Source organism: Sinomonas atrocyanea (assembly GCF_001577305.1).
GTDB lineage: Bacteria > Actinomycetota > Actinomycetes > Actinomycetales > Micrococcaceae > Sinomonas > Sinomonas atrocyanea.
The window spans coordinates 2,553,924-2,570,234 of sequence record NZ_CP014518.1 but is presented as its reverse complement, the minus strand read 5'-3'; the positions used below and the strand labels follow the sequence as shown (position 1 = coordinate 2,570,234).

The following is a 16,311-nucleotide window of genomic DNA, read 5'->3' as shown; positions in this document are numbered from 1 at the left end:
TCCCGCGCCTTACGGACGTGGGGCACCTCCTCCCGGAGGGACAACTCAATAGCCACGCATCGCTGGATCCGCCAGCTGACGGTCGTAGGGGAAGACGTACCGACAGCGATGGAGGATGGAATGTCTGCAGTGATGACCCGTGGTCTGCTGTTCGTGCACTCGGCACCGAGCGCGCTGTGCCCGCACGTCGAGTGGGCCATCAGCTCGGTGGTGGACAAGCGGACGGATCTCGACTGGACGGCGCAGCCTGCCGCTCCGGGAATGTTCCGTGCCGAGCTGTCGTGGATCGGCAAGCCCGGGACCGGCGCCCAGCTCGCCTCGGCCCTGCGCGGCTGGGCCCACCTGCGCTACGAGGTCACGGAGGAGCCGAGCCCCAGCGTGGACGGCGGCCGGTGGTCGCACACCCCCGAGCTCGGCATCTTCCACGCCATGACCGACGTCCACGGCAACATCGTCATCTCCGAAGACCGCATCCGGTACGCCTACGAGTCTGCAGGCGGGGACGCGGCGGCCGTCTACCACGAGCTCTCCCTCGCCCTCGGCGAGGCCTGGGACGAGGAGCTCGAGCCGTTCCGCCACGCCGCCGAGGGCGCACCGGTCCGCTGGCTCCACCAGGTCGGCTGACCACCGCCCCAGCCTCACCTGTCCCACCTGTCTGCGTCTGTGTGACACCAACGGGGAGGGGGCCAGTCATCCGACTGGCCCCCTCCCCGTTGGCGCGTTCTCGGCGTGTCCGCGTCAGTGGTTGCGGATCACCACGACCGCGTTGTGGCCGCCGAAGCCGAAGGAGTTGCTGAGGGCGACGATGTCCCCCTGCGGGAGGTCCCGTGCTGTGGTGACCACATCGAGCGGGATCTCCGGGTCCTGGTGGTCGAGGTTGATCGTGGCGGGAGCGCGTCGCTCCTGCACGGCGAGGACGGTGAGGACGGCCTCGACGGCACCGGAGGCGCCGAGGAGGTGGCCCATCTGCGACTTCGTCGCAGAGACCGCCACATTGTCCACGTGGGTGCCGAGCGCGGCCCTGAGCGCGGTGTACTCGGGCTTGTCGCCGACCGGCGTCGAGGTCGCGTGAGCGTTGACGTGCACCACGTCCTCCGGCTGGACGCGAGCGTCGAACATCGCGGCCTTGAGCGCACGGGTGGCGCCCAGGCCCTCCGGATCCGGCGCGGTGATGTGGTACGCGTCGGCCGTGACCGACGTGCCGGCGAGCTCAGCGTAGATGCGGGCGCCGCGCGCGAGGGCGTGCTCCTCCGCCTCGAGCACGAGCGCGCCCGCCCCTTCGCCCATGACGAAGCCGTCGCGGTCGAGGTCGTAGGGGCGGGAGGCGTGCTCGGGGTCGTCGTTGCGCTTGGAGAGCGCCTGCATCGCCGCGAAGGAGGCGAGCGGCATCGGGTGGATCGCGGCCTCCGCGCCCCCGACCATCACGACGTCGGCCTTGCCGGCGCGGATGAGCTCCTGGCCCACGGCCATGGCCTCGGTGCCGGATGCACACGCAGACACGGGGGTGTGGGCGCCGGCCCGCGCGCCGAGGTCGAGGCTGACCGCCGCGGCCACGCCGTTGGGCATCAGCATCGGCACGGTCATCGGAAGGACCCGGCGCGGGCCCTTCTCCTTGAGCGTGTCCCACCCGTTGAGCAGGGTCCAGACGCCGCCGATCCCGGTGGCGAAGGCGACCGCGAGGCGGTCGTGGTCGATCTCTTCGATGCCGGAGTCCCGCCAGGCCTCGCGGGCCGCGATCACGCCGTACTGGGTGGACGGGTCCATGCGCTTCATCTCGACCCGGCTGAGCACCTGGTCGGCAGGGGTGGAGAGCTTGGCGGCAATCTTGACCGGCAGCTCGTACTGCTCGACCCAGTCATCGGTGAGCCTGCGGACGCCCGAGACGCCCTTGAGGGCGTTCTGCCACAGGGTGGGGACGTCGCCGCCGATGGGCGTCGTGGCACCAAGGCCGGTCACAACAACTTTGCGCGCCATGCTTCGCTACTTTCGTGGTGCGGGATGAGGCCAGAAGGCCCTGGCCTCGTCAACAGGGGGCGGCCGGCGCAGGGGCGCCGGCCGCCGGGGCGCGAGGCCCTTAGGCCTGGGCCTTGGCGATGAAGTCGACGGCGTCGCCAACCGTGGTGAGGTTCTTGACCTCCTCGTCCGGGATGCGGACGCCGAACTTCTCCTCGGCGTTGACCACGATGGTCATCATCGAGATCGAGTCGATGTCGAGGTCGTCGGTGAACGACTTGTCGAGCTGGACGGCGTCGGTGGCGAGCCCCGTCTCCTCGTTGACGATCTCGGCCAGACCGGCGAGGATCTCTTCGTTGGTTGCCATGTCGGCTCCTTTTCTCGGTTCCCGGCGGTCCGCCGGATCAGGGTTCCAGCCGCTGTGCGCGGCGTGGTCTCAGCACGGCCCGGGGGCCGTGCCGCGGTCTCAGGGGAGGACGACGACCTGGGCGCCGAAGACGAGGCCCGCGCCGAAGCCGATCTGCAGTGCCAGCTTGCCGTGGAGGTCGGGGTGCTCGTCGAGCAGCCGCACCGTCGCGAGGGGGATCGAGGCCGCGGAGGTGTTCCCCGACTCGGCGATGTCCCGGCCGACGATGACCGTCTCGGGCAGCTTGAGCTGCTTGACCATCTCGTCGATGATGCGCATGTTCGCCTGGTGCGGGATGAACGCGGCGAGGTCCTCAGGCTCGATGCCCGCGGCGTCGAGCGCCCTCCGGGCCACCTTGGCCATCTCCCAGACGGCCCAGCGGAAGACGCTCTGTCCGTCCTGGCGCAGGGTCGGCCAGATCTTCGCCTCCGTGCCCAGCACCGCGGCCGCGTTGCTCGCGCCGTTGTGCTCGGCCTCGTCCGAGAGGTCGCGGACGTCCAGGAGCGAGTGCGTCATGCCGATGACATTCCACTTGCTGCCGTCCGAGCCCCACACCGAGGGACCGATGCCGGGCGTCTCGGAGGGGCCGATCACGACGGCGCCCGCGCCGTCGCCGAGCAGGAAGGAGATGCTTCGCTCGGTGTTGTCGATGAAGTCGCTGAGCTTCTCGGCGCCGACCACGAGCACGTAGTCGGCCGCGCCGGAGCGGACCAGCGCGTCGCCCTGGGCGATGCCGTAGCAGTATCCGGCGCACGCGGCGGAGATGTCGTAGGCGGGTGCCGGCGTGGCCCCGAGGCGGTCCGCCAGGGCGGCGGCCGCGGACGGGGTCGCGTAGGGGTGGGACACGGTCGAGACGATGACGGCGCCGAGCTGGTTCGCCTCGATGCCTGCCGAGGCGAGGGCATCGCGGGAGGCGCCCTCTGCCATGTCGAGGACGCTCACGTCCTCGGGGGCGCGGCGGCGGGTCACGATGCCGGTGCGCTGGCGGATCCATTCGTCCGAGGAGTCGATCCACTGGCAGACGTCGTCATTGGTGACGACGACCGACGGGCGGTAGGCGCCGATGCCGAGGATGCGCGCGTACGCGTGCGTCTCGGCCTGCTTGAGTGTCGGGGTGCTCACACGGTCTCCTTGTCGCTGCTGGCGTCATCGGCGGCGAAGAGCTCGAGGGCCGCGTCGACGTCGGAGGGTCCCTTGACCGCCACGGTCTTGATGCCGGGCATGCCCCGCTTCGCGAGGCCGACGAGCGTGCCTGCGGGGGCGAGCTCGATCACGCCGGTGACGCCGCGCGCAGCGAGCGTCTCCATGCACAGGTCCCAGCGCACCGGGCGGGAGACCTGGGCGATGAGGCTCTCGAGCGCGGCCTCGCCCGAGGCGACCTCCGCACCGTCGAAGTTCGAGAGCAGGGGAACGGCCGGATCGCTGACGGCCAGCTCGGGCCGGAGGGCCTCGAGGTCCGCCACGGCCGAGGCCATGTGCTGCGTGTGGAAGGCACCGGCCACCTTGAGGGGGATGACGCGGGCCTTGGCCGGCGGATTGTCCGCGAGCTGCTTGAGGGCCTCGAACGTGCCGGCGGCGACGATCTGGCCGCCGCCGTTGACATTGGCCGGCTCGGCGCCCGCGGCGGCGATCGCGGCGAGGACCTCGTCGCGGTCTCCGCCCACGACCGCGCTCATCCCGGTGGGGGTGACTGCGGCGGCCTTGGCCATGCCCCGGGCACGGACGCCGACGAAGCGCATGGCGTCCTCGGCGCTGAGCACGCCGGCGAGGGCGGACGCGGTGATCTCACCGACCGAGTGTCCGGCGAGCACGACGGGCAGGTCGGAGAGCTCGGCGTCGAACATCGCCTCGGCAGCGACAATGCCAGCGGCCACGATGAGCGGCTGGGCCACCGCGGTGTCCTTGATCGTCTCCTCGTCCGAGGTCGTCCCGTGCGCCACGAGATCGAGGCCAACCACCTCGCCGAGGGCCCCGAGGCGGTCGGCGACGGAGGGCAGCTCGAGCCAGGGGGCCAGGAATCCGGGCGTCTGGGAGCCCTGTCCAGGGCAGACAATTGCTAGCACGTCACCAAGCTTTCCAAATCGGGGGTGCTCTGAGTGGGGAGAGCGCGCACGAAGCTCCTCCATGCGGTTTGTGGGAAGTCTACAACGTGCTCGCGGCGGCAACCCCGACTCAGGACCGCTGCGGATGCCGTTCGGGGGGCGGTTTCGGGGCCGCGGCGAGACGTCCCACGACGAGCGCGGTCTGCAGGACGAACGCCTCGCGGGGCAGGAGCGGGTCCCACCCGGTGACGTCGCAGACGCGGCGCAGCCGGTAGCGGACGGTGTTGGCGTGGACGAACAGCTCCCGCGCCGTCGCCTCGAGCGAGTGGCCCAGTTCGAAGTAGGCACTAAGGGTCTCGACCAGCCCATTGGAGGCTGCCACCAGGGGGCGGTAGATCTTCTGGACGAGGGCGCGGCGGGCGGCGTCGTCGCCGGCCGCCACCCGCTCCGGAAGCAGGTCGTCCGCCGCGACGGGGCGCGGGGCGTTGGGCCAGGCCCGGGCGGCGGACAGGCCCGCGAAGGCCGCCTGGGCGGAGGTGCTCGCCTCGGTCAGGGTCGCGGCCTCCGGCCCGTACACCACCGGGCCGGGGGCGAAGAGCTCGGCCAGGCGCGCCATGGCCGTCGCCGGCTCCTGCAGGCCGCCGAGGATGAGGATCAGGCGGTCGCCCTGGATGCCGACCAGGGCGTCCTGGGCGTGCCGGCCCGCGATCCGCCGCAGCTCGCCCACATAGGTCGGGCTGGGCTCGAGCGGGGAGGAGCCCACCATGACCGTGAAGCGCTCCTGGGCCTTCCATCCGAGCGCCGCGATGCGGGACCTCAGGGCGTCCGTGTTCTCCCCGCGCAGGATCGCATCGACGATGAGGGCTTCGAGGCGGGTGTCCCACGATCCCCGGGTCTCGGCGGCGCGCGCGTAGACGTCCGCCGCGGCGAAGGCCACCTCGCGGGAGTAGCGCAGCACGGCCTCCCGCAGCGCCGGCTGGTCCTCTTCGGGGGCGAGGTGCGGCACCTGGTCCTCGACGGTCTCGACCACGATGCGGATCAGCTGGAGCGCCTTCTGCAGGCTGATGGAGCGCGTGAGCTCCGTCGGGGCGGTGCCGAATACGTCGGAGAGGATCCAGGTGGGCAGGGTGGGACGCTCGTACCAGGTGACGAACGCCGCGATCCCGTTCTGGGCCACGAGCCCGAGGGCGGAGCGCTCGTCCGCGCTCAGCCGGGAGTACCACGGCAGGGACCGCTCGAGCTCCCGCATGGTGCTCGTGGAGAGCTGCCCGACGTTGGCCCGCAGCTTCTTGACCGTCTCGGCCTTCGCCGGCGAGATGGTCAGCTTCCCGTTCGGCGGGGTTGCGGGGGAATGCTGCGGCTGGGCCATGGGAAGAGCATAGCGAGCGCTCAGGTGGGAACCAGTTTTGTGTGAAGGCTACAAGCGCCGGTGTGCCATGCCACACGCGGCTGCGGACTCGGGCGGCCGCACGGTTCCGGGGCGCCCTCCGCTACGCACGACGGCGGCCCTCCCCGGAGTGGGGAGGGCCGCCGTCGTCGGATGGTCGCCTGCAGGCGGCCGATGTGCGCCGCGAGCGCCGCGGGCTAGCTCTCGCCGCCCGCGTTGCCGGTGGTGCCGGCGTTCACATCGAGGAGGCGGTACCGCTCGAAGGCCTGGCGGGGCGCGTCGGCGTCGACCTCGCCGCGGCGGGCGAGCATCTGCAGCGCCCGCACCACCACGGAGTGCGCGTCGATGTGGAAGTACCGCCGTGCGGCGGCGCGCGTGTCGGCGAAGCCGAAGTCATCGGCGCCGAGGGTCGCGAACTCGTTCGGGAGGAACTGGCGGATCTGGTCCGGCACGGCCTTCATGTAGTCCGTGACGGCCACGATCGGGCCGGTCGCCCCGGCGAGCTGCTGCGTGACGAACGGCACGCGAGCCTCCTTCTCCGGGTGGAGGAAGGCCTCCTCCTCGGCGGCGAGGCCGTCGCGGCGCAGCTCGCTCCAGGAGGTCACGCTCCACACGTCGGCCGAGACGCCCCACTCGTCGGCGAGGATCTTCTGGGCCTCGAGGGCCCACGGCACGGAGACGCCCGAGGCCAGCAGCTGCGTGCGCGGCCCGTCGATCTTGGCCGGGGCCAGCAGGTAGATGCCCTTGAGCAGGCCTTCGACGTCGAGCTCGTCGGGCTCGGCCGGCTGGACGATCGGCTCGTTGTAGACGGTGAGGTAGTACATGACGTTCGGCTGCGGGTGCTTGCCGCCGTACATGCGCTCGAGCCCGGCCTTGACGATGTGCCCGATCTCATACCCGTAGGCGGGGTCGTACGTGACGACCGCGGGGTTGGTCGAGGCGAGCAGGGGCGAGTGCCCGTCGGCGTGCTGCGTCCCCTCGCCCGTGAGCGTGGTCCGGCCCGCGGTGGCGCCGATGATGAACCCGCGCGCCATCTGGTCCGCCGCAGCCCAGATCCCGTCGCCGGTGCGCTGGAAGCCGAACATCGAGTAGAAGACGTAGACCGGCACGAGCGTCTCGCCGTGCGTCGCGTAGGACGTGCCCGCGGCGGTGAAGGCCGCGATCGAGCCGGCCTCGTTGATCCCGGCGTGCAGGATCTGGCCCTCGGGCGCCTCCTTGTAGGCCAGGACGAGGTCGCGGTCCACCGAGAGGTAGTTCTGGCCCTTGGGGTTGTAGATCTTCGCCGTGGGGAAGAACGCGTCCATGCCGAACGTGCGCGCCTCGTCCGGGACGATCGGCACGATCCGCTTGCCGAACTCCTTGTCCCGCATGAGGTCCTTGAGCAGGCGCACGAACGCCATGGTCGTGGCGGCCTGCTGCTTGCCCGAGCCGCGCTTGGCGACCTCGAACGACTTCTCGGCCGGCAGCGCGATGCCCTCATGGGGGTCGCGCCGCTCGGGCAGGAAGCCGCCGAGCGCCTTGCGCCGCTCCATCATGTACTGGATCTCGGGCGAGTCCTGCCCGGGGTGGTAGTACGGGGGCTCGTAGGGGTTGGCCTCGAGCTGCTCGTCGGTGATCGGGATGCGCAGGTGGTCGCGGAAGTCCTTGAGGTCGCCCAGCGTCATCTTCTTCATCTGGTGGGTCGCGTTGCGGCCCTCGAAGTGCGGGCCCAGGCCGTAGCCCTTGACCGTCATGGCGAGCACCACCGTCGGCTTGCCCTTGAACTCGGTGGCCGCCTTGTAGGCCGCGTAGACCTTCCAGTAGTCGTGGCCGCCGCGCTTGAGGTTCCAGATCTGCTCGTCCGTGTAGTCAGCGACGAGCTCCTTGGTCTCCGGGGTCTTGCCGAAGAAGTGGTCCCGGACGAATCCGCCGGACTCCGCCTTGTACGTCTGGTAGTCGCCGTCGAGCGTCTCGTTCATGATCTTGACGAGCTGGTTGTTGTCGTCGCGGGCGAGCAGGGAGTCCCACTCGCGGCCCCAGATGACCTTGATGACGTTCCAGCCGGCGCCGCGGAAGAACGCCTCGAGCTCCTGGATGATCTTGCCGTTACCGCGCACCGGCCCGTCGAGGCGCTGGAGGTTGCAGTTGACCACGAACGTGAGGTTGTCCAGGTTCTCGTTCGCCGCGAGCTGGAGCAGGCCGCGGGACTCCGGCTCGTCCATCTCCCCGTCGCCGAGGAACGCCCAGACGTGCTGGTCCGAGGTGTCCTTGATCCCGCGGTTGTGGAGGTAGCGGTTGGTCTGCGCCTGGTAGATCGCGTTCATCGGGCCGATGCCCATGGAGACCGTGGGGAACTCCCAGAACTCCGGCATCATGCGCGGGTGCGGATAGGAGGAGAGCGCGTGGCCCTCCTTCGACTTCTCCTGGCGGAACCCGTCGAGGTCCTCCTCGGTGAGGCGGCCCTCCATAAACGCGCGGGCGTACATGCCCGGGGAGGCGTGGCCCTGGAAGAAGACCTGGTCGCCGCCGCCGGGGTGGTCCTTGCCGCGGAAGAAGTGGTTGAAGCCCACCTCGTAGAGCGTGGCCGCACCGGCGTAGGTGGAGATGTGGCCGCCGACGCCGATGCCGGGGCGCTGGGCCCGGTGGACCATGATCGCGGCGTTCCAGCGCATGTACGCGCGGTAGCGGCGCTCGAACTCCTCGTTGCCCGGGTACTCGGGCTCCTGGTCGGCCGGGATGGTGTTCACGAAGTCCGTGGTGGTGACCATCGGGACTCCGACACTGCGCGAACCGGCCCGCTGCAGGAGGCTGCGCATGATGTACTGCGCGCGCTCGGTGCCGTGTTCCTCGATCAGGGAGTCGAGGGACTCAACCCATTCGGCGGTCTCTTCGGGATCGCGGTCCGGCAGCTGATTCGTCAGGCCGCTGAGGATGTGCGAGGTTTCCTCTCCTACAGACACGTCCAAACCTCTCTTCGAGCCCGTAGGGCCGGAGCTGGTGGCAGCCGGATGCGGGCAGTCTCGTCGCGGTGCCCTGTGCGTGCAGGGCCGTTGGTACTCTGAGCGCCGCGCGGCCGGAGGGGTCTGCCGGGCGCCGGGCACTCAGATGCCACTCTAGCCGCGCGCGGGAAGGGACTGTTAGCCGGAGGCGGCGGTACCCGGTCATGTTCGCGCCGCCAGCGTGGTGCCCCGGCCAACGGCGGCGGCGCCTCTCCACCGGGGCGAGGGCCCCGGGGCGCTCCTCCCGCGGGGGCCGCGCGAGGGCGATCGGAGGAGAATACCGCGCTGAACGGCGGCAACGGAGCCCGGCGGGGCGCGCCTCCACGCGGCACGTGCTTGAAGCTGCGGGCCAAACGTAGTTGGCTTATAGCTACGGCAGGCTGTGTGCTGCGCCGCATCCGGCGGATGCGGCACTCGCGGCCTGCCGGGACAGTGCCTCAGGGCACAGCAGAGACGAGGAGGAGACGACGTGGGCGAGACCGACACCGCCGCGGGCAGCAATGTGGCGGCGCGATTGGGTTTCAAGGACGGTGACCTGATCCAGGAGTTCGGCTACGACGAGGACGTGGACTTCGGTCTGCGCGAGGCGATCGAGGAGCAGGTCGGCTCCGACCTCCTCGACGAGGAGGACCACGACGTCGTCGACGGTGTGATCGTGTGGTGGCGCGAGGGCGACGGCGACCTCGTCGACATGCTCATGGACGCGCAGACCACCCTCAACGAGGCGGGCGTCGTCTGGCTCCTGACGCCCAAGCAGGGCCGTGACGGGCACGTGCGCCCGGTCGAGGTCCAGGAGTCGGCCCCGACGGCGGGCCTTCACTCCACCTCCTCGGTGGGGGTCTCGAAGGACTGGAGCGCGACGCGCCTCGTGCGGAAGAAGCAGTGAGCGCCGCGGCGGGCGCCGCGCCCGCGGTGGGGGAGACTGCCCCCGATTTCGAGCTGCCCAACCAGTACGGCGAGCCCGTGCGGCTCTCGTCGTTCCGCGGCAGGCCCGTCGTAGTGATCTTCTTCCCCTTTGCGTTCTCGGGGATCTGCACGGGCGAGCTCTGCGAGGTGCGGGACGGCTGGGACGCCTTCGCCAAGGTTGACTGCGAGGTCCTCGCGATCTCGGTGGACAGCAAGTTCGCCCAGCGGGCCTACGCGGCGTCCGAGGGCTACGAGTTCTCGCTCCTGGCCGACTTCTGGCCGCACGGCGAGGTGGCGCAGCGCTACGGCGTCTTCGACGACCGGGACGGCATGGCCCTGCGCGGCACCTTCATCCTCGATGCCGAAGGTGTGGTGCGCTACCGCGTCGTCAATCCCCGGGGGCAGGCCCGCGACATCGCCGAGTACCGCCGGGCCCTCGCCCAGATCACCGGGACCCCCGTCGCCTAGGGCGGCCGCGCTGTTAGCGGCCACCCGGGGTCTGCGGTAGTGTTGAACCCCGTCGGACCGCCTCTGCGGCCGGCCTCGAGGGTCTTTAGCTCAGCTGGTAGAGCGCCACGCTTACACCGTGGATGTCATCGGTTCGATCCCGGTAGGACCCACCGTTCGCACGGCGCACGCCGCCGTGCCCTCCGGCTCCCGCTGCCGGCTTCGCGCCGCGATCGTGATCGTGCTGCCACCGTGTGCCCGGCGGATTCCCGCGTCTGCCCGGAGGTGACCGAGCATGGAACGAGCCTCCCGCCGCGGCCATTGGGGGGGTTGCCGCGACGGGAGGCTCTGCAGATGAATATAAGGCGAAACGCCGCCCATTTCAAAACAGATGAGCAGTATGTCGCGGAGAGCGGCCGGAGACCCCGCGTGCCGCTGGCCCGCAGCCTGCGTGATGGCATCTTTGGCAATCGATTGCCAAAAGTGAGGCGCGCCGAAATACGATGTCAAACGGAGGCCAGGGTTCCGTGCCTCAACTAGCCTTGGTGCTTGAGATCCCCCGAAGAGACGGAGAGTACATGTCTGCACAGATCGGCGTCACCGGCCTTGCGGTGATGGGCGCGAACCTCGCCCGCAACCTTGCCCGCAACGGCTTCACCGTCGCGCTGCACAACCGGTCGGTCGAGAAGACGGACACCCTCCTGGCCAAGCACGGCGACGAGGGCGAGTTCGTGCGCACCGAGACGCTCCAGGAACTCGTGGACGCCCTCGAGAAGCCCCGTCGGGTGCTCATCATGGTCAAGGCCGGCGCGCCCGTGGACGCGGTCGTCGACCAGCTCGTCCCGCTCCTCGAAGAGGGCGACATCGTCATCGACGGCGGCAACTCGCACTACCAGGACACGAGGCGCCGGGAGGCCGCCCTCGCCGAGAAGGGGCTCCACTTCGTGGGCGTCGGCGTCTCCGGCGGCGAGGAGGGCGCCCTCAACGGGCCGTCCATCATGCCCGGCGGCTCCAAGGAGTCCTACGACGCGCTCGGCCCCCTCCTCGAGAAGATCTCCGCGAAGGCCGACGACGGCGCCCCCTGCTGCGCGTGGATCGGCACCGACGGCGCGGGCCACTTCGTGAAGATGGTGCACAACGGCATCGAGTACGCCGACATGCAGGTCATCGGCGAGGCGTACAGCCTCCTCCGCGGCGCCGCCGGGATCGAGCCCGCCGAGCAGGCGGCCATCTTCGAGGAGTGGAACAAGGGCGACCTGTCCTCCTTCCTCATCGAGATCACGGCGCAGGTGCTCGGGCACGTCGACGCCAAGACCGGCAAGCCGTTCGTCGACGTCGTCGTGGACGCCGCCGGCCAGAAGGGGACGGGCCGCTGGACCGTCCAGTCCGCCCTCGACCTCGGTTCCCCCGTGTCCGGCATCGCCGAGTCCGTGTTCGCCCGCGGGATCTCCTCGCAGGCGGCCCAGAGGGAGATCGCCCAGAGGACCCTCGCCGGCCACGAGGCCGAGGTGGCCCTGCCGGAGGACTTCGTCGAGGACGTGCGCCAGGCCCTCTACGCCTCCAAGCTCGTCTCCTATGCGCAGGGGCTCGACATGCTCACCAGCGCCGCCAAGGAGTACGGCTGGGACCTCAAGCTCGACGAGATCGCGTCGCTGTGGCGCGCCGGGTGCATCATCCGCGCCGACCTGCTCAAGGTCATCATGGAGGCCTACAAGGGCGATCAGGCTCCGGCGAACCTCCTGTTCGCCCCGGCCTTCGTCGAGTCCGTGGGGAAGGCCGTCCCGGCCTGGCGCCGCGTCGTGGCCACGGCCGTCCAGCTCGGCATCCCGGTGCCGGTGTTCTCGTCCTCGCTGGCCTACTACGACGCCCTGCGGGCCGAGCGGCTCCCCGCCGCCGTGATCCAGGGCCAGCGCGACCTCTTCGGGGCGCACACGTACCGCCGCGTCGACACCGAGGGCACCTTCCACACGCTCTGGGGCGAGGACCGCTCCGAGATCTCGGCCGTCGACACGCACTGACGGGACGCCCGGGGCCGCATCTGGAACTCACCTTCTGGAGGTCACCTCCTGGGAGTCACCTTCTGGAGGTCACCTCGTGGGGGTCGCCCTCCGGGAGCCGCGTCCCGAACCACGACGGCGCCGCCCACCTCGCGAGGTGGGCGGCGCCGTCGTGCGTGGGTCGCCGGTGCCGACGGGCGGCGTCAGCCCTGCTGCCCGGGCGCGCCGGCCGACCGGCCGGCGTCCGAGCGCGGACGTCGCAGCGTGAAGGATTCGAAGGCCTCCAGGCCCCCGCCCACGCCGGTGACGTTGTAGTAGGTGACCTTCATCGTGGTGTCCCCGCCGGGTGTCCCCGGGTCGACCTCGAACGCGCCGAAGCCGTAGGAGTTCGCGGCATCGCGGACGGCGGACCAGGGAGCCGGCTCGTGCACGTAGACGGGCACCCGGTGGTGCGTCGTCGGATCCGGCTGGTCCGAGACCGAGACGATCACCCGGCACTCGGGCGGGGTGAACAGGAGCTGGTTCGACGGAGCTGAGGTCCCGCCGCCGCCCAGGACCATGTGCACCGTGCCCTTGGTCGTGTCGATGGTCCGCGTGTCGGTGCCGGCCGGCACCGGCGTCATCGTCTGGTTCGCCTCGTGCCCGCGGATCGGGTGCGAGCGCTCGTAGTGGTGCTCGTGCCCGCACACCACGAGGTCGACGCCGTACTTGTCGAACAGCGGCACCCACTCCTGCCGGACGCCGAGGTCGGCGCCGTTGAAGTTGTTGGCCGTGCTGATCGCCACCTGGTGCATGCACACGACGATCCAGTCGACGTCACGGTCCGAGCGGGCCGCGGCGAGCTCCTTCTCGAGCCAGGCCTTCTGCGCACCGCCCGAGTAGCCGCGCACGTACGAGTTGCCGCCGTCCTGGTAGCACACGTCGTCGTTCGCGAGCGAGATGACCCGCACCGCGCCCACGGTGAAGCTGTACCACAGCCCCCGCGTCACGTCGGTCTGTCCGGAGGCCTCGGGGACCTGGAAGTACGTCTGGTACGCCGCGTAGCCGATGGGACCGTTGCCGAGCTCGTTCTCGTGGTTCCCGGCCGAGGGCATCCACGGCCGGTTCCGGGCGCTGCGGGAGTTGTTGGCCCAGAAGTCCCACCACGTGCGGATCCGGTCCGTCGCGAGGTTCGCGTAGCAGAGGTCCCCGTTGAAGAGGTGGAACATGGGCTGCACCCGCTCGACGCCGCCTGTCGTGTCGCCGGCGGCGGGGGAGCCGAGGTTGTCGTTGGCCCACGAGGTGCCCAGCTTCTTGCCGAGCGTGGGGGTGCCCTGGTCGCCGAAGCTCGTGAAGGTCACGCGGCCGCGGCCGCGCGGTGCGGTGGTGAAGGTCCCGAACTGCGGCGCAGCTCCGGCGTGGACCGCTGCGTACAGGTAGCCCGTCTCCGCGGCGAGGCCGGACAGGACCGCATGGTGCGCGTACACCTTCTGGCCGGACTTGGCGTCCACGTAGCTGCGGGTCGTCGCCTCGACCGCCTTGTCGAAGGTACCGTGGCCATCGCCCAGGACCACCCGGGCCCCGCGCACCGGCTGGAGCGTGTGCCACGAGACCACCATCTCGCTCGAGGCGTCCGAGCCGAACTGGAGGTGGAGTCCGTCGACCGTCGGGACGGCCGTGGGGTCCGTCGCCGAGAGCGAGCCGGGCAGGTCCTTGCCGGATGCTCCGGCCGCCGGGGACGCCTGCGCCGGGGCCGCGAAGCCCACGGTCCCGGCGGCTGCGGCGAGGCCGGCGCCCAGGAGGAGGCGCCGGCGGGTGACGGGGGAGTTCTCAGGGGGGTTCGTCATGGGCAGAGCATGCCGCGCGCGGGTGCGCCCGAGGCCAACCGCGCCTTAACGGAGGGTGGACGTTCCGAAGACATCCGCGGACGACGGCGGCGCCGCACCCCGCGCGGGGAGCGGCGCCGTCGTGCGTGGTTCCGTCGGGGCTAGATGTAGTAGTACTCCGCCGGGTCGACGGCCGGCTTCGTCTCCTTCGCCGCGTCCCGGTGGCGCCAGGTCGCGGGCACGCCCGTGACGATCGAGTTGGGCGGGGCATCCTTGACCACCACGGCGTTGGCGCCCACAGCGCTGCCCGCCCCGATCGTGATGGGTCCGAGGACCTTCGCGCCCGCGCCGATGGTCACGCCGTCGCCGATGGTGGGGTGCCGCTTGACCTTCGCGAGCGAGCGGCCGCCGAGGGTGACCCCGTGGTAGAGGAACACGTCGTTGCCGATCTCGGCCGTCTCCCCGATCACCACGCCCATCCCGTGGTCGATGAAGAATCTGCGCCCGATCGTCGCACCGGGATGGATCTCGATGCCGGTGAGGAAGCGGCCGGCCTGCGAGATCAGCCGGGCCGGGAGGCGGAGTTCCTCGCGCTGCCACATGGCATGGGTGAGGCGGTGGATCCAGATGGCATGCAGCCCGGAGTAAGCGAGGAAGTTCTCGACGTTGCCGCGGGCAGCCGGGTCGTGCGCGGCCGCGGCCTCGAGGTCTTCCCTCAGCCGCGCCACCGTGCGTTTGATCAGAGACAACAGGTTTCCTTCCGCCGAGCCGGAGCCCGTGCCCCTAGCCGCGGATGTCGTCGTAGAGGACAGTGGAGATGTAGCGCTCGCCGAAGTCGCACACGATGGCGACGATCAGCTTGCCCTTGTTCTCGGGACGCTTGGCCAGCTCGAGGGCGCCCCAGACGATGGCGCCGGAGGAGATGCCGCCGAGGATGCCCTCCTGGGCGGCGAGGTCCCGCGCCACTGCGACGGAGTCCTCGAGGGTCGCGTCGAGCACCTCATCGTACACATTCGTGTCGAGGATCTCGGGCACGAAGTTCGCGCCGAGGCCCTGGATCTTGTGGGGGCCGGCGGGGCCGCCGTTGAGGATGGGCGAGTCCTTCGGCTCGACGGCCACGACCTGCACGCCCGGCTTGCGCTCCTTCAGGACCTGGCCGACACCGGTGATGGTGCCGCCGGTGCCGATCCCGCTGACGAAGATGTCGACGCCGCCGTCAGTGTCGTTCCAGACCTCTTCGGCCGTGGTGGCCCGGTGGACCTCAGGGTTGGCCGGGTTCGCGAACTGCTGGGCCCAGATCGAGTTCTCGGTGTTGGCGACGATCTCCTGGGCCTTCTCCACGGCGCCACGCATGCCGTCCGAGCCGGGGGTGAGGACGATCTCGGCACCGTACGCGCGCAGCAGCACGCGGCGCTCGGTCGACATCGTCTCGGGCATCGTCAGGATCACCTTGTAGCCGCGGGCGGCGCCCACCATGGCCAGGGCGATGCCCGTGTTGCCGGAGGTGCCCTCCACGATCGTCCCGCCCGGCTTGAGCGCGCCCGCCTTCTCGGCAGCATCGATGATGGCCACGCCGATGCGGTCCTTGACGCTGTTGGCGGGATTGTAGAACTCGAGCTTGACCGCGACCTGGGCCTCCAGGCCTTCCGTGAGCCGGTTGAGCCGGACCAGCGGGGTGTTGCCGACCAGCTGCGTGACGTCGTCGTAGATGCGTGCCATGAGTCCTTAGCTTTCTGCAGTAGGCGTGACAGTCTGACCGTAGGGGCCGGCTGCGGCTTCAGCCTAGCCAGCGCGCCGGAGGGCGGCTAGGAAATCAGCCACTGAGAGTAATATTTTCTGGCCTTGGCGAGCTTGGGGTTGATGATCACGCTGCAGTAGCCCGCGTCCGGGTTCTTCGCGTAGTAGTCCTGATGGAAGTCTTCCGCAGGGTAGAAGGTGCCAGCCCGGCTCACCTCGGTCACGATCGGGGTGTTCCAGAGCGACTGGTTGCGCTCGATCGCCCGCTCGAACAGCTCCTTCTCCTCATCCGTCAGGTAGAACATGGACGAGCGGTACTGGGTGCCGACGTCGTAGCCCTGCCGGTTGGGCGTGGTCGGATCGTGCAGGGCGAAGAACATGTCCAGGACGGTCTCCTGGGGAATGACCTCCTCGTCGAAGGTGACTGCGACGACCTCGGCGTGCCCCGTCATCCCGGAGCACACGCTGTAGTAGTCAGGGTCAGGGAAGTGGCCGCCGGTGTAGCCCGAGACCACCGAGGAGACGCCGCGGGTCTTCTGGTAGACCGCGTCGAGGCACCAGAAGCAGCCGCCGCCCAGAATGAAAGTCTTCATGCTGCCTACAATGTCCGCAGCCCGCGGAAGATTCCCGAGAGAGGACCTCGCCTCGTGACA

General features: G+C 70.2%; 14 protein-coding genes and 1 tRNA gene. 5 read left to right on the top strand and 10 right to left on the bottom strand.

All coding sequences use genetic code 11. The features are described 5' to 3' along the window. The first annotated feature begins 120 nt into the window (after positions 1-120). Entirely contained in the window at positions 121-624 is a 504-nt protein-coding gene (locus SA2016_RS11810; protein ID WP_066498250.1) for a DUF3145 domain-containing protein, read from the top strand. A gap of 114 nt (positions 625-738) precedes the next feature. Here SA2016_RS11810 and fabF read toward each other — a convergent pair whose 3' ends face one another. The 6 genes from fabF to aceE form a co-directional block, all read right to left on the bottom strand. Continuing rightward, entirely contained in the window at positions 739-1,974 is a 1,236-nt protein-coding gene (gene fabF / locus SA2016_RS11805) for a beta-ketoacyl-ACP synthase II (protein ID WP_066498245.1), read from the bottom strand. Positions 1,975-2,074: 100 nt separating this feature from the next. Continuing rightward, positions 2,075-2,320: an acyl carrier protein gene (locus SA2016_RS11800; protein WP_066498244.1), complete on the bottom strand. Its 246-nt coding sequence runs from the start codon at positions 2,318-2,320 to the stop codon at positions 2,075-2,077. Between the two features lie 99 nt (positions 2,321-2,419). Beyond that, complete coding sequence (locus SA2016_RS11795) at positions 2,420-3,481, bottom strand: beta-ketoacyl-ACP synthase III (RefSeq protein WP_066498243.1); 1,062 nt, start codon at positions 3,479-3,481, stop codon at positions 2,420-2,422. Continuing rightward, the gene (locus SA2016_RS11790) at positions 3,478-4,422 is read right to left on the bottom strand and encodes an ACP S-malonyltransferase (RefSeq protein WP_066498242.1); all 945 of its coding nucleotides are present in this window, start codon (positions 4,420-4,422) and stop codon (positions 3,478-3,480) included. Before SA2016_RS11790 ends, SA2016_RS11795 begins: the two co-directional genes overlap by 4 nt. Positions 4,423-4,531: 109 nt before the next feature. Next, positions 4,532-5,770 carry a PucR family transcriptional regulator gene (locus SA2016_RS11785; protein WP_066498241.1) on the bottom strand — a complete coding sequence of 413 codons (1,239 nt, stop codon included), beginning with the start codon at positions 5,768-5,770 and terminating at the stop codon, positions 4,532-4,534. 215 nt (positions 5,771-5,985) lie between these two features. After that, positions 5,986-8,727, bottom strand: coding sequence for a pyruvate dehydrogenase (acetyl-transferring), homodimeric type (aceE, locus tag SA2016_RS11780; RefSeq protein WP_066498239.1), 2,742 nt, complete (start codon positions 8,725-8,727; stop codon positions 5,986-5,988). 508 nt (positions 8,728-9,235) lie between these two features. On the opposite strand from aceE, the gene SA2016_RS11775 reads away from it, so the two are divergent. From SA2016_RS11775 to gnd, 4 genes are all read left to right on the top strand, one after another. Further along, positions 9,236-9,652 carry a DUF3052 domain-containing protein gene (locus SA2016_RS11775; RefSeq protein ID WP_066498237.1) on the top strand — a complete coding sequence of 139 codons (417 nt, stop codon included), beginning with the start codon at positions 9,236-9,238 and terminating at the stop codon, positions 9,650-9,652. Then, on the top strand, positions 9,649-10,140 hold the full coding sequence (locus SA2016_RS11770) for a peroxiredoxin (RefSeq protein ID WP_229710814.1): 492 nt from the start codon (positions 9,649-9,651) through the stop codon (positions 10,138-10,140). The genes SA2016_RS11775 and SA2016_RS11770 overlap by 4 nt, the downstream gene beginning before the upstream one ends. Positions 10,141-10,219: 79 nt before the next feature. Then, positions 10,220-10,292 (top strand) — tRNA-Val (locus SA2016_RS11765). A 405-nt stretch (positions 10,293-10,697) separates the two neighbouring features. Next, positions 10,698-12,137 (top strand): NADP-dependent phosphogluconate dehydrogenase, encoded by a 1,440-nt coding sequence (gene gnd / locus SA2016_RS11760; RefSeq protein WP_066498229.1) that lies wholly within the window; start codon positions 10,698-10,700, stop codon positions 12,135-12,137. Between the two features lie 182 nt (positions 12,138-12,319). Here gnd and SA2016_RS11755 read toward each other — a convergent pair whose 3' ends face one another. From SA2016_RS11755 to msrA, 4 genes are all read right to left on the bottom strand, one after another. Beyond that, positions 12,320-13,942, bottom strand: a complete 1,623-nt coding sequence (locus tag SA2016_RS11755) for a purple acid phosphatase family protein (RefSeq protein ID WP_066498228.1) — start codon at positions 13,940-13,942, stop codon at positions 12,320-12,322. Between the two features lie 140 nt (positions 13,943-14,082). Beyond that, entirely contained in the window at positions 14,083-14,661 is a 579-nt protein-coding gene (gene epsC, locus SA2016_RS11750) for a serine O-acetyltransferase EpsC (RefSeq protein WP_229710818.1), read from the bottom strand. 43 nt (positions 14,662-14,704) lie between these two features. After that, a complete protein-coding gene (gene cysK, locus SA2016_RS11745) occupies positions 14,705-15,640 on the bottom strand; it encodes a cysteine synthase A (protein WP_066498226.1) in 936 nt (311 codons plus the stop codon). A gap of 86 nt (positions 15,641-15,726) precedes the next feature. After that, a complete protein-coding gene (gene msrA / locus SA2016_RS11740) occupies positions 15,727-16,251 on the bottom strand; it encodes a peptide-methionine (S)-S-oxide reductase MsrA (RefSeq protein ID WP_066498225.1) in 525 nt (174 codons plus the stop codon). Between the last annotated feature and the right edge of the window lie 60 nt (positions 16,252-16,311).